Below are 13,414 nucleotides of genomic sequence, written 5' to 3' on the forward strand. Positions count from 1 at the left end.
ATATTAATAAAATGAAGAAGAATATTGTTTATGGCCTCTTTCTCTTGATCGTTGTGTTTTTAAGCAGCTGTGACAAGGGCTTTGAGGAATTGAATACTGACCCTACAAAAACGACTGAAGCTTATCCGTATCAGTTTATGGCCAATGCACTTATTAATTCAGTAAGTTATAATATGGCACGCAATCGCACCTTTAATAATGAGTTGATGCAGGTGACGGTAGCAATTGGTGATGGAGATGGAAAGGTCTTTCGTTATGATTTTCGACGGAGCTGGGCCGATTATCTATGGAACAGTCATTATACGCAACTGACCAATTATAAGGATCTCTACCTCAAAGCACTCGAAGAGATCAATTTTAATCGCTCGTATCAAGGAATTTCCTTGCTATTGCAAACATGGACTTATTCCATTCTAACCGATACCTATGGTGATATTCCTTATTCCCAGTCAAACCTGGGGCGTGATTCTTTAATATTGGAACCTCGTTTCGACGCCCAAAAGGATATTTACTTAGATATGTATAAGAAGTTGGACTCAGCAAACACGTTGTTAAGCAGTAATGATATTATTGAAGCTATCCATGATCCTGTATACGGTGGCGATGTCAGCAAATGGCGTAAATTATGTAATTCGCTCTACTTAAGATTACTATTACGTGCATCTCAAAAAGCAGATGCTCAAGATATTGTTATTCCGAAATTACAAGAAATCCTAACAAATAGTACTAAATATCCGGTGTTTGCAAGTAATGATGATTCTGCCATTTTGCGATGGACAGGCGAAGGAGCTTATCGTTCACCCTACATGGATACCCGGGCACAAGACTTTAGAGCGGTCGCAATCTGTAGTTTTTTTATCGATTTTTTACGCGATACCAACGACCCTCGCATTAATATTCCTGAATATGGAACTTCAGGTATTAATCGTTGGGGGATTGCCCCGGTATCGGGAAACTTCGTTGGCGTGCCATCGGGCTATGCCGCTGGATCGGAAGATTACAGTAAGATGTCCTATTTTTATTCATACGACCAAAATAGTGGGGTAAATAGCTTACAAACGGAACCAATGACGGGTATAATTATGAATTTTGCCGAACTGCAATTCATTAAGGCTGAAGCGGTGCTCCGAGGTTGGGTAACAGGTTCTGCCGAAGAGTATTTCTACAGCGGGGCAGAGAGTAGCATCAAACTTTGGCTCCCTTCTTGGGAAGTACCGATACGTACACATCTTTCGGCGTCAGATGTACAATGGGATGAATCTGCCGGTTTCGAGGAAAAGTTGGCGCGTATTCACCAGCAAAAATACTATGCTTTGTTTTTGGTAGATCTTCAACAATGGTTTGAATACAGACGAACTGGTTACCCTGTATTGCCGAAGGGAACGGGGTTAGCGAATAATGGTGAAATGCCGGCCCGGTTATTTTATCCGGTATATGTTCAATCATCAAATCCAACAAATTACAAACAGGCTGTTGCACAGCAAGGGCCCGATGAAATCAATACAAAAGTTTGGTGGCAAAAACCATAGATTATAAATGATCTGGCATAAATCATTCACATAAGAAATGAATAATGCAGGTCCATCTGTGAAAGGTGAGCAAGCTTCATGGCCATTAAAAGACAAATGACTCTAATGAAAAAAACAAATTTATATTTACTTATACTAGTTATGGTCGGTACGCTGTTGTCAGCATGTACCAAGACGAATTATCCAGGGGGAGAAGTGAGCCCGTACATCGGTATTTACGATTTACGTGCCCTTTATAAGGATAGTCCGGTGACTTTAGATATCGAATCCTTGGGTGGTTCAAGCAAAATTTCGGGATGGGTGATATCCGATCATCGGGAAGGCAATTTGCCTGAAGGTTTGCTGATTGTTCAAGATAAACGCCGTTTAAACTTTCAACGGGGTATCTCCATCGCGGTAGGCGCCACCGCTGCAGATTATCTTCCGGGAGACTCGGTGGTTATTGATGTGCTAGGAGCAGAGATGAAACGCGTGGACGGTATACTCCAGCTAAGTGGCATCGGTTCGGAAAAGATTACTCGAGCAGCTAGCGGTTTAACCGCCCCTGCTAATGTGGTGACGATTGATCAGATTTTGCTTAAACCTGACGATTATGAAAGTACGCTTGTAGCGATTGTTAAGGGAGGTTTTAACCCCATGCCAAAGCCAGGTGAACTTGTGGGCGGTCCCAAAGTGATCAACGATGGCTTCGGGAATTTAGCCATTGAGACAGACACCGATGCTGCTTTTGCCAGACAGGAGGTCTACAAAATGGCTAATTATTATGGAATTATTTTCAATCACGTGACGGACAGCGGCACCTTAGTACCTTATCATCGTCCCCGGCGTGGTGCTGATATTGTTGCCTTAAACTCGGAATACACAATACCGAAGGTTATTATTACAGGTTTCGCGAGTGACCCACGAGGGACAGATGCTAACAATGAGTACATACAGTTGATGGCTACCCAAGATATCGATTTCTCGAAAACGCCCTTCTCATTGGTGACAACCAATAATGCCAATGCTTCCACGCCCACAGGTTTCCCGGCAAATAGTTGGGCTACAGGTGGCGTACGAACGTACAAATTCAATTTAAGTGCAGGATTTGCTGCTAAAGGGACCTATTTTTATGTCGGTGGAACGAACAAACGAATTAACAGTACAAGTTCTACAGAAATAGCAAATGCCAACTGGATAACGGCTTACGCCTATAACACCAATCCAGGTTTTGATTTTGGTAATCCTACGACTAACTTATTGGCGAATTCGGGAAATGCATCTGGTATAGCTGTGTTTGAAGGAACAGAGGTGACGAAAGAATCAGTCCCGGTTGATGTTATATTCGTTGGCACAGGTGGCAGCCTGTTCAATGGCACAAACATCGGTTACCGTATTACAAATACGGATTGGTATGATATTATTAATCCGCTGGACATGACAGAACAGGCTTTTTACAGAGCAGGGACGAATACCAAAGCGCTTACTTATCATACCCCTTCGGATGCGGGATACTTTTATATGTTGGGTGGTGTATATAATCTTTCACTTGGTCGGTGGACGCAAGCGCGTATACAAGGAAGCTTTCTGATGACAAAGGAGACACAGCTGGATGAAATAGAAGGGGAAGAGGCTACTAAGTTATTGGATAATTAGTGACTGGATGTCAAGTTGGTTGGAATACTAAAAGCTTTCCGGCCAGCTTGATTTTTTGTGCCGGGGTATTAGCTACTATGAGAGAACTTAACCCATTTTTCTTTAATAAAATAAGTTAAAACTCTATTAAATTGTTCGTATTAACTAGATGTTTAGGCGGTGAAAAAGCGATCGGTTTGACAAAAAATAAAAGGAAGTAAAACAAAATCGAAAAAAGAGCGTTTTGAATATAAGGTTTAGGTTGATTATAATACACAAAGGCTGTCGTTTCCCAAAAACGCAGCCTTTGTGATTTTTAGACCCGGTTATTCACCAAGGGCATGTACGATAGCATTTCGTTGGTCTGTATCTTTTTCCTGGAATTGAATACTGCGTTTATAGGTGTCAAATGTAAAAAACAGCTCACCTGGGGCCGTCGAATGCGCATTAAAAAATAACTTAAAACTGTTTGTCGACGGCTTATTCGGATCGAAGGGATTTTTATTGGACGAAAAGGCCAACGGTTGAATGGGCACAGTTCTCATTTTTTTTATTCCATCAACTTTCCACAAAGTAGCTAAAGCAGTAACAAAAGCGTCGCTTGATGCACCTGCACTTTTAAAAGTGATGCTTCCTGTTTTAAATCCTTCTTTCTGATTCACAGAACCATCCTTGTTGATGCCTGCTGGAATATTTTTGCTCACTTCAACTAAAAAACTGACGGTATCCTGCTGGTACAAACCCTTCGCAAGATAGGCTATTGACGTATCGCCTTCTTTTTTGTCTGTCAAGCTCAGGTAAATCAATGAAGGATTATCGGTATTCTTGACAATAGGGAATAATTTAACGGTTTCCGTTTTTGCCTTATCTACATTTTTAGGGTTATTATTGCATGATGCTAATGTGGTAATAAGCAAAAGCAGTGCGACTGGCCAATTTAATTTACGATATCTATTCATCATATATCTATTTAAAATGCTTTATTTTACCAGGGTTGCGAACACTTCTCGCTAGCCGTAATTATTTCCTTAACGTTGAAGGTAAACTTTTGTTTTTAATATATACCTGTAGCAGCTCTTGTAAAATTTTAGGATATTTAAAATGTTCCATAAGGTACATAACCTAAAGCTTCTAATTGACGAGGATCGGAAATTGCCTTCAATGCGCCTTCACGAAGTAAGAATAATTTACTACTTACACGAATGACATGCTGATAATAATGATCGCTGATCAGAATACCTTTAGACTTGGTGTTTAACTTGATCAAATTCTCTATCTCATAGGCGTAAATCGGTTCGATTCCTGCAAAAGGCTCGTCCAATAATATAAAGGGATGCTCCATATGGAGCATGATATACACTTCAAAATATTTACGCTCACCACCCGATAAGGTTCCGATGTTTTGATTCCACAGTTTCTGTATTCGTTGATCATTAAGAAATGCTAGTTCGACTGTTTGTTTTTTTAACATAAGTCGTAGTAACCGATTGACAGATTGATGTTCTGGAAACATTCCTTTTTGTGGTAAATAACCAACTAACTGTTTTAAGAATGGTTTTTTATAAAGCTTGTCATCGACCCTTATGAATTTATTTTGTGGCTTTAACGTACCGAAAATAACCTCGAACAAGGAAGATTTACCTGTTCCATTTCTACCTAATATACCGATAATATCCCCCGTAAGGCATTCTAAATAGCAATCACTTAAAATATGATTATCGCGATAGCTGAGGAAAATGGAGTCGATTTCAAGTTTATTCATCATGCCGATAAATAGTAAGAGGCGCCGTATAAAATCGCGACAGCTAGGAATAGGTTAATACCCCATGCAAAGCCAAATAAATGTCGCTTCGAATAACCAAGGTTCCGATAAAGATAATATTGATGTCCAGATCGCTGACTGAAAAAGAATAAAGTTAATACAAAGGCAAAAGTTGGTAGTGAAATAGCGAAGATTTTTAACATGATAGGTGGAGCGGACCACGCAAAAGTAGAAAATACAAAAGCAAGAAAAACGTTGGTGACAACAAGCTGCTTATAAAAATGAAAAAGAACCCGCATAACGAAGGAGGTTTTTAGCAATATTACGAAATGTTATGTTAATTTTTTTTGCTAATCATTTTATATGCTTCTATACTTTCTCTAAGAACCGTGACTTTCTCCTTTAATTCTTGTTCAAAATCGTGATTATGTGCTAGCTTCGTTCTATGAGTAGCATCTGTCATTGTTTCCAGTTCTTCAACCTTCTTGGAAATCCGGTCAAGCATTTTTACGGAAAGTCCCTTTTCATTTAAAGTGAGTTCCGTCAAGCGAGGCAATAAAGCAATTAACAATGTCAATATGGAGGCTAAAATGAAATAAGCATATGTTTGACCTTCTGTATGCTTGTCATCACGAATAAGTGCGTAGATGTAAATAAATATAGGGAATATCAATAAAATCCAATGACCTATCTTCTTCATGATCGATCTGATTTAAACCTCCCGTTTCAGTACAAGTTTTTCCGTACTGATTTCACAGATGGTATATTGTTCTCTACTGTTGGCATCAAAATACAAGATGAGTTTATCTTTTTTAATTTGCCAAGATCCTGTGTGCGACCGTGATGCGTCATCTCTACCTGGGTGAGAATTAACTAGCTTTCCATCTTCTTCCAAGTTGATCTTGTCGCGACCTCTGGCTAAAGGTAATGAGAAGCCTTCCGGTCTATAAACAATTTCATCGCCATTATCTTCCTCGAAAGAATGGATCCATTTCCGTTTTAGATGCGCTGTATTCATCATTCTTCAATAGCTGGTTTTTCTGCGAATAAAGATGCGCGTGGTCCAAGTAAGGTCGCCTTCATACGGGCAGCCTGGCCCTTTGTAAACATAAACATACTGTCGTCATCCACATAGTCCATGTAATTCATAAACATGTCGCCGTTCGGAGCGTTATTGCAGGAAACCGTTGGGAAAGCTGGTTTTTCATAGTTAGGGCCTAATTGGTTCGGTGTATCTTCCACATAATCGGTGTCTTCACAGGAATTAGTCCTTCCATCACCAAAGATATGGGAGAGGTTAAGATAATGTCCCACTTCATGCGTCGTGGTCCGGCCCAAATTGAAAGGCGCCTCGGCGGTACCCATAGTGCCGAAGGCCCGGAAATTAATGACCACGCCATCGGTGTCGGTCGGCCCACCTGGAAATTGCGCATAACCCAATAAACCTTCCTGCAGATTACAAACCCAGATATTTAAATATTTATCGGTGGGCCAAGGATTGATCCCTCCTTGATCAGTACTTTTAATGGCATTGTCTGTGCCAAATGAAACAATTTCGGTTTGCGTTCTAGTGATACCATCAGGAGCCAATTCAAAGTCGATGAAGCAATCTGCTGCCAACTCTTCCCAAACGGATGGTACTTTTCCCTTATCGGTATTTTGTCTTCGAAAATCTGCATTCAGAACGTCTATCTGGCTCTTTACTTGTTCATCGGTGATATTTTCCGCTGACGTATGATACACAACGTGTACAACTACCTGAATCTTTGCCGGAGCAGCAAAACGTAAGGTTTTCCGTCCTTCCAAAACTTTATCAATATCACTTTCGATAAGTGCTTGTGCACGCATGTACTCAGGATAAGTATCAGCTTGGCGGTGAAAGACTTCCATCGTAGCACAATGCCGTCTTTTTTTTTCTGGCTTCATTTCGAGTCGTTTTTTAATAAAACTTTTTTTTCCTGTTTTGGTTTCATGAATAGGTTTAAATTTTTGTTAATTATCAACGATCCAGCTACCCCTCTTTATGAAAACGCTTTCACTGTTCCTAGACCAGATTAACCGAGCTACTAATCGGCAGCAGGATAAAACCACATTATCTGTTAAAAAATCGGTACGAACAAACCGTAATTTAACCGTGGTCAATCCGATGCAGATCAGCGATTATTTAGGACAACATAATTTTTCCGTTGGGCAATTTATCAATGATCAGCATTTTCAGGAGCGAGTAATTGGACAAAACGATTTACTAGATGTTTGTTTTTTGCGACGAGGAGAGGAAGTAGCTCGATCTGTTTGTCGGATTCACATCCATTCAGATACGGGACCCGCTGGTTTTGGGACGGGCTTTTTAATCGCTCCGCAAATTTTAATAACAAATCATCACATCCTTCCAACAAACGAATCGGCACAACATTCCAGTGCCGAGTTTAATTACGAGGAAGAAGAAGCTTCAATCGCACAAGTAAGCCTTTATCCTTTCAACGCGGAAAAGCTATTTTATACAAATGAAGCGCTCGATTTTACTATTGTCTGGGTTGATGACACAGCTATTGAGGGAACGGTTCCTTTGCAACAATTCGGGTTTCTCCCGCTAATTGCAGAGCAAGGGAAAATCAGGGAAGGTGAAGCTGTTTCTATCATCCAGCACGCTGATGGTGCTCCGAAACAAGTATCTCTACGGGAAAATAGACTAGCGGATTTATCGCTGCCGCAATTCCTTCGTTATATTACAGATAAAAAAAGCGGCTCCTCAGGGGCTCCGGTATTTAATGATCATTGGGAGGTGGTGGCCCTTCACCATACCGGAATACCACGGTACAATAAGAATGGGCAAATCTTGAATCGTTCCGGCAATGTTTGGGATTATGCGGAAGGAGAACTACAAATTGATTGGTTGGAGAACGAAGGGGTGCGTATCAGTAGCATTATATATGATATCACAACGAACGCAAATAAGCGATTTCCGCTTCTATCCAGGTTTTTTACCCCTATCACTGATTCTTCTCTTATAGCAAGAGAGATCGGGGAGGCGTCGACAGAAACGGCAGAAGAGCTATATTATCCGCAGCTTGCGGATGAAGAAGACAAAAAAAAATATTACCAAGATATTGGAGGAATAGATCAAGCGGATTATGCCAATTTACAGCAGTTGTTGGAAAGCAGTCATAGCAGGCCTGTATCCTATCAACCCGCTAAATATGTGTATCCTACCGTTGACCTACATCCGGATGGTTTGCTGAGAAGCATTTATTCCGGAAAAACTTTTACAGTAGAAGAGCTACGACTGGCGGATGAAGGCGTTGATATAGCGCGGAAGTTGCGCCTGATGGAGTGGAGTAAAAACGTACAGACCACAAGCCGTGAAGACTATAGAAGGGAGCTTAAAGCAATTGAAGAAGCGCTCCCCTATAACTGCGAACATGTGGTTTGTCAATCTTGGTTTGACGCTAGAGAACCTATGCGTGGAGATTTGCATCACCTTTTTGCTTGTGAGTCGCGCTGCAACAGTTTTCGAAACAATCATCCTTATGACGATTTTGAGGAATACAAGCCTCGACCAACATGGTCAGTCGAGAAGGAAATGCTTACTTGTGGCTATACAGAAAATGATCGATTTGAACCTGAAAATAATAAAGGGATCGTTGCACGTGCTACGCTTTATTTCCTGTTGCGCTATCCAAATGCAATTAGCGTTTATCGAAAGAAGGGGATCGTTCTATTAAAACGATGGGCTAAAGAACAGGCGGTTACACAGTATGAAAAACATCGTAACCGAGAAATTTTCCTGCTACAAGGCAATCGGAATCCCTTTGTCGATTTTCCGGAGCTGGTAGACCAGATCGACTTTCAAGTATCCAATGAAAGGCGAGCAGTACTATCCGGTTTTCCAAAGAAAACAAAAGCAGCGAGCGAAGTAGCAAATGATGTCAAAAGAGCTATTTTAATGCGTTATGGTTATCCCGATCCCGATCCATCAAGTATAGAAGATACGAAATTGATGGCAGACTTTGAATTCAGCAATAATCAATACCTTATGTTAACAGCAGTTTTTAATGATATAGCCAGAAAATATCATACGAAACCGCGTAAAATTATGGTAAGCGAAGTGCTGGCCTGCGGCGTTGTGAAGGATTGTATTGACTTGGTAAACACAGCGATTCCTTAACCAATATCTCGGCAGATGAAAAAAGTAATTCTATCCTATTTCTTATTGTTTGGAAGTATTGCTGCCTTTTCGCAGACTTCGAACACCTCATCGTGGTTTGACACCCACGTAAAAATCAGACAATCGATGGAAACTGCTGAATTTAAGGAGATGCCCGCTCAGTTCCAGATAACGTTACCAAAAGGTGATAGCAGTTCTTGGCTGGTTAATGTGGGGGTTTCTATGAAGTTAAACAGTAATAGCACCCGCTGGATTTCCTCCTTAATTGCCGAATATCACAGAAATACCCTGACGGTTGCCGAGCAGCATAACATGCAGGCTTCTTATGGTTTTTCCGGACTGATTAAGCGGGGAGCAAAAACGGCTTGGTTTCTAAATGGAAATGCCGGTTATACCTACGATGAGGTAAATCGAAGCCATTCCTTGGCCGGAAATTTTCTCTTTACCTTTATGGGAGAACGGGGCCCGATCAATACCTATAAATTTATGCCCGATACCGGGAGTCGATTTTATGTTTCTCCCTTTGTAGGATTTCAGATACAGGAAACCATGCAGGCTTTTGACAAGGCCAATCAGGGCTTCCTTTTACGTCCTTTATTTACATTTTCCGTTTATTTTGATATTATAAGAAAGAAGATACTTACACCGGATCCGCTGCTACGTTTGGCAGTTGATTATACCGGCCGTACTGATTTGGTTAATTCGACAAATACTACGGAAGGATACACACATCTATTGCAAAGTGGTTTTGAGTGGTTCTTGATCGGTAAACCTATTAGCGTAAGCTTGGGAGGCTCTTTTAATTACGGGTCCGATCCCTTGCGGGGTTTAGCTAAGCAGCAATATTGGTTGCTGTCCCTTAACCTATATAAATAGGCTGCTATCTGGCTACTCGTCACTTAAGGTTTGCATAAAGGCAATTATATCTCGGATTTCTTGCTTCGATAGATTTAGCTTTTGATCCGAAAGTGTTTGGTTTTCCAAATGGATACCAATGCCCGCACCGCCCCCTCGGTTATAAAAGTCCATTACCTCTTCCAGCGTTTGATACACACCATTATGCATATAAGGAGCTGTTTGCGCAATATTTCGTAGGGTAGGTGTTTTGAAGGCATAAGCGTATTGTTCGTAAGGATTTAGCAAATACCTACCTTTATCATTATCTAATGTTGCCTGTAGTGTGTCTGGGTGAGCGGGAACCCCCAGTACTTCCGCTTCCGTTTTGTCAAATAAGGGTGCGGGGCTTCCGTTGAATATTGGTACAAAGTGGCAAGTGGCACATTTAGCTTTTCCCATAAAAAGATTAAAGCCTTTTTTTTCAGCATCACCTAGTTGTTTATCGTCGCCTGCCATGTATTGATCAAATTTTGATGTAAACGGTGCTAACGAACGGATATAGGTGGCTAAAGCGTGTTGGATTTTCCAAGGGTTGATGTCACCAGATGCAGTTCCATAAGCGCGATCGAAAAGTGTTACAAAAGTACTGTCAAGCTGTAACGATGCAGCGGTTGTCGTCAGCGTACCTTTCATTTCTTCCTTATTGTGAACTACATCCAAGGCTTGATCCTCCAAAGTACCCGCTTTATGATCGTAAAAAAAGGCTCGTTGAAAACCAGCATAACGAAGGGTAGGGGTATTTCGAAGTAAATTGTTTCGATCAATACCTACTGCTTTTATCAAACCATCTGTAAAAGCTTTATCTGCATGATGACAACTTGCACAACTTTTCTTGTTGCCATTTGATAGTCGGATATCGTTGAAAAGAGCGCTTCCAAGAGCCGCTTTTTCTGCTGAAAAATACGCAGTTTTATTACCTACAAATTTATTGATGTCTAATTGATCCGCCCCAAAAAGACTGGTAGCATCATTCTGCAATGCGGATAAACTAGATGCCGTGGGTATCTTCAGTTTTTTACGCATATCTTTTAGCGACTCACTGAGCGGGTTTAGATAGGCGGTTATAAATGTTAAGCGATCAAAATGATTGAAGTTATTATACCTTCGTAAATAATTGATAGAATGGTCAATTAAGGTCAGTGTTTCCTCGTTTTTAGGATAAAAATGCAAGCTCTGTTTTAAACCGGTCAGCGAAGCCGCTGCCTCCGGAAGTGATTGAAGTGATAAAGGGGCATCGAAACCCGTGATGCCCAAAGCCGTAATACGAAAAATTTCGAGGCGTAGCGCATCAAAGATTTGTGCATCGGTAATTGTATAGGTTTTTTGATATTGCAAAATCCGCTTTAATGATACATTGAGTTTTTTGATTTCGTTAATCAGTGCTTCATGTGATGATTTATCGAGGTTATTGTAAAGATAATCTTCGATCACTTGAAATCCGCTTGGCGGTTCAATCATATTTTCACCAAGCTCAATCTCTGCTATGGGAGGGCCGTTGATTGCTTTTACCGTTGTTGGAAAAAAATAATCGATGTAGTATTCAATTTTTTTAAACTGTTGCCGACTCGCTAAAAAGGATGCTTTCATGGCTGCTATGTCCTGCTCTTGTTGAGCTAAAGGTAGCAGCGTATCATTTATCATGGCTGCTAACCGCTCAATCTCTATGGTAGCATAGTCTTTACAGGAAATGGCCGGGCTTTTTGTTGTCGGTATGCATAAAATGACCAAGGACGTTGTTGTTATGAATATAATTGCCAGAATTAGGTATCGACTTATCATAAGCGATATAAAAATGAAATTCCTTTGTAGCGTAGCTACAAAGGAAAATAGATAGATAAGAATATTTTTTTACCGGGCAACACCTTGTACAATAACCACTTGTCCTCCCTCTTTATTATCTGTCAAACGGGCATCTCCACCATCAGCATTCAGGTATTTATCATCTTTCCACGTATGGGGATGTATATTTACGACAAATGTATTGGGTTTGCCAACAAGTTCAGAGATATCGTACATTGCACCATACTCCCATGTGCTAAGCGTTTGCACATTGTCAGGGTTATATTTGGCATTAAAGTCTGTCTCGCTTCTTCTATGATTCATTTGAAGCATCGGTTTCAATTCTTTTGTTGCCATCGCATATTGCCAGATGGTACCATCATGCTTATTCTCTTTATAAAAGGAGTCTCCGTCTTCTTGCACATATACGAAATTTTCCGTAACACAAAGATTATCTGGGTTAACGATGCTTTCTCCGGGTTTATCGCTACCATCGACAGCAACTTCCAGTTTCCCTTTTAGTGGATTGTCCTGATCTAAGACTAATTTATAGACGCGGCCCCACATTGTCTTTCCTGCCACTGGTGTCAATTTGTCTGACTGACTCACACCCGTTGCGGTGAAGTAGACCTCACGACCATTGGCACCACCTCCTTTTTTATAATCAATATCTTCTACGCGGGCAAACATGATTGCATTTTTATCGATAGTCTGTTGCTGTAGTTGAGCTCCCGTACTAGATTTTACGTTATCTAACTCAACAAACTCCACATCGTAGCTGTTCCCTTTTTCAATATCCGTTTCGATCGGATTATCATCGCTACGTTTTAACACATATAATTTCCCGTCATCTAAATTTCCCTGATTATCCGATACGTACATCGCTACTTGACCGTCCCCTTCATCTTCGCCGATGAGAATCACTGTTTTACCTGAATAAGCGTCTTTCGGTAGTGGTACGGCGTTTTCGGCACTCCAACGGCCGAAAGCAGGGTTCGTCCGCTGATCATTCTTTTTGTCTACCGGCCCTAAGGGATCAATCACATGGATCATGGACTCAGCTCCACTTTCTCCGGCTGTGAGAAATAATGGTTTTGGAAAGCCGTGTTCTTCGGGTGTGGCTAAGGTTGCTGAACATAAACGTGTCATACCACCATCCGAGTCGACAATGTACTCACCTTTGATAGGTTTTAATTCATTATTCAAGTATACACGGGAAACGGATTGTAATATTTCGTGGTTATTAATAAGGATATAACCACTCCCGTCAGGATTCTTGAGCATACCTGCTCCATCAGGTTGGGCACCAAAGATAAAGTCGGGCGACTCAGGTAAAACATCATCACTGCTAATGAGGGTTGTAATCTTTAGATCGTCAAAACCAGTAAGTGATTTTATGAGAGAAGGATTAACCGATTGATCTACAATTTCAGATGGTGAATCCGTTTCATTGTCGTCTTTATCGTTATCTTTTTTACATCCTGCAATTAATAAAGATGCAAGTACAAAAGAGGTGATACTTAGTTGTAATACATATTTAGCGTTTATGTTTAGCATAGTCTTTGGTATTGATTGCTGTAAAAATAGAAGAGCAATATGAGTTAAGATTTAAGACTATGTTAAATTCTTGTATGTGTGATAATTAATAACCTGAACTCGAATATTATT

General features: G+C 40.7%; 11 protein-coding genes. 4 read left to right on the forward strand and 7 right to left on the reverse strand.

The window, feature by feature from the left end; translation table 11 throughout:
• Positions 1-11 precede the first annotated feature (11 nt).
• Together RYH73_RS15675 and RYH73_RS15680 are read left to right on the forward strand one after the other, a co-directional pair.
• Positions 12-1,529 carry a SusD/RagB family nutrient-binding outer membrane lipoprotein gene (locus RYH73_RS15675; RefSeq protein ID WP_335314380.1) on the forward strand — a complete coding sequence of 506 codons (1,518 nt, stop codon included), beginning with the start codon at positions 12-14 and terminating at the stop codon, positions 1,527-1,529.
• Between the two features lie 105 nt (positions 1,530-1,634).
• A complete protein-coding gene (locus RYH73_RS15680; protein WP_335314381.1) occupies positions 1,635-3,164 on the forward strand; it encodes a DUF5689 domain-containing protein in 1,530 nt (509 codons plus the stop codon).
• A gap of 305 nt (positions 3,165-3,469) precedes the next feature.
• Here the strand turns inward: RYH73_RS15680 and RYH73_RS15685 are convergent, their stop codons facing one another.
• From RYH73_RS15685 to RYH73_RS15705, 5 genes are all read right to left on the reverse strand, one after another.
• Positions 3,470-4,105, reverse strand: coding sequence for a hypothetical protein (locus RYH73_RS15685; RefSeq protein WP_335314382.1), 636 nt, complete (start codon positions 4,103-4,105; stop codon positions 3,470-3,472).
• Positions 4,106-4,239: 134 nt separating this feature from the next.
• A complete protein-coding gene (locus tag RYH73_RS15690; RefSeq protein WP_335314383.1) occupies positions 4,240-4,908 on the reverse strand; it encodes an ATP-binding cassette domain-containing protein in 669 nt (222 codons plus the stop codon).
• A 334-nt stretch (positions 4,909-5,242) separates the two neighbouring features.
• Entirely contained in the window at positions 5,243-5,605 is a 363-nt protein-coding gene (locus RYH73_RS15695; RefSeq protein WP_335314384.1) for a hypothetical protein, read from the reverse strand.
• 12 nt (positions 5,606-5,617) lie between these two features.
• Positions 5,618-5,926 (reverse strand): lipocalin family protein, encoded by a 309-nt coding sequence (locus RYH73_RS15700; protein WP_335314385.1) that lies wholly within the window; start codon positions 5,924-5,926, stop codon positions 5,618-5,620.
• A complete protein-coding gene (locus RYH73_RS15705) occupies positions 5,923-6,831 on the reverse strand; it encodes a zinc metalloprotease (RefSeq protein WP_335314386.1) in 909 nt (302 codons plus the stop codon). The genes RYH73_RS15700 and RYH73_RS15705 overlap by 4 nt, the downstream gene beginning before the upstream one ends.
• Before the next feature lie 97 nt (positions 6,832-6,928).
• Here RYH73_RS15705 and RYH73_RS15710 point away from each other — a divergent pair, with 97 nt between their 5' ends.
• Both RYH73_RS15710 and RYH73_RS15715 read left to right on the forward strand, forming a co-directional pair.
• Complete coding sequence (locus RYH73_RS15710) at positions 6,929-9,070, forward strand: endonuclease (protein ID WP_335314387.1); 2,142 nt, start codon at positions 6,929-6,931, stop codon at positions 9,068-9,070.
• Positions 9,071-9,085: 15 nt separating this feature from the next.
• Entirely contained in the window at positions 9,086-9,946 is an 861-nt protein-coding gene (locus tag RYH73_RS15715) for a hypothetical protein (protein ID WP_335314388.1), read from the forward strand.
• Between the two features lie 12 nt (positions 9,947-9,958).
• On the opposite strand, the gene RYH73_RS15720 is transcribed toward RYH73_RS15715, so the two are convergent.
• Positions 9,959-11,746, reverse strand: a complete 1,788-nt coding sequence (locus RYH73_RS15720) for a cytochrome-c peroxidase (protein ID WP_335314389.1) — start codon at positions 11,744-11,746, stop codon at positions 9,959-9,961.
• Positions 11,747-11,815: 69 nt separating this feature from the next.
• On the reverse strand, positions 11,816-13,303 hold the full coding sequence (locus RYH73_RS15725) for an alkaline phosphatase PhoX (RefSeq protein ID WP_335314390.1): 1,488 nt from the start codon (positions 13,301-13,303) through the stop codon (positions 11,816-11,818).
• Between the last annotated feature and the right edge of the window lie 111 nt (positions 13,304-13,414).

The organism is Olivibacter sp. CPCC 100613 (assembly GCF_036959255.1).
Classification (GTDB): Bacteria; Bacteroidota; Bacteroidia; order Sphingobacteriales; family Sphingobacteriaceae; genus Olivibacter.

Bases quoted from the DNA above. Each gene is read 5' to 3' on its own strand.
- RYH73_RS15675 (WP_335314380.1), top strand. From the start codon at position 12: ATGAAGAAGAATATTGTTTATGGCCTCTTTCTCTTGATCGTTGTGTTT.
- RYH73_RS15680 (WP_335314381.1), top strand. From the start codon at position 1,635: ATGAAAAAAACAAATTTATATTTACTTATACTAGTTATGGTCGGTACG.
- RYH73_RS15685 (WP_335314382.1), bottom strand. From the start codon at position 4,105: ATGATGAATAGATATCGTAAATTAAATTGGCCAGTCGCACTGCTTTTG.
- RYH73_RS15690 (WP_335314383.1), bottom strand. From the start codon at position 4,908: ATGATGAATAAACTTGAAATCGACTCCATTTTCCTCAGCTATCGCGAT.
- RYH73_RS15695 (WP_335314384.1), bottom strand. From the start codon at position 5,605: ATGAAGAAGATAGGTCATTGGATTTTATTGATATTCCCTATATTTATT.
- RYH73_RS15700 (WP_335314385.1), bottom strand. From the start codon at position 5,926: ATGATGAATACAGCGCATCTAAAACGGAAATGGATCCATTCTTTCGAG.
- RYH73_RS15705 (WP_335314386.1), bottom strand. From the start codon at position 6,831: ATGAAGCCAGAAAAAAAAAGACGGCATTGTGCTACGATGGAAGTCTTT.
- RYH73_RS15710 (WP_335314387.1), top strand. From the start codon at position 6,929: ATGAAAACGCTTTCACTGTTCCTAGACCAGATTAACCGAGCTACTAAT.
- RYH73_RS15715 (WP_335314388.1), top strand. From the start codon at position 9,086: ATGAAAAAAGTAATTCTATCCTATTTCTTATTGTTTGGAAGTATTGCT.
- RYH73_RS15720 (WP_335314389.1), bottom strand. From the start codon at position 11,746: ATGATAAGTCGATACCTAATTCTGGCAATTATATTCATAACAACAACG.
- RYH73_RS15725 (WP_335314390.1), bottom strand. From the start codon at position 13,303: ATGCTAAACATAAACGCTAAATATGTATTACAACTAAGTATCACCTCT.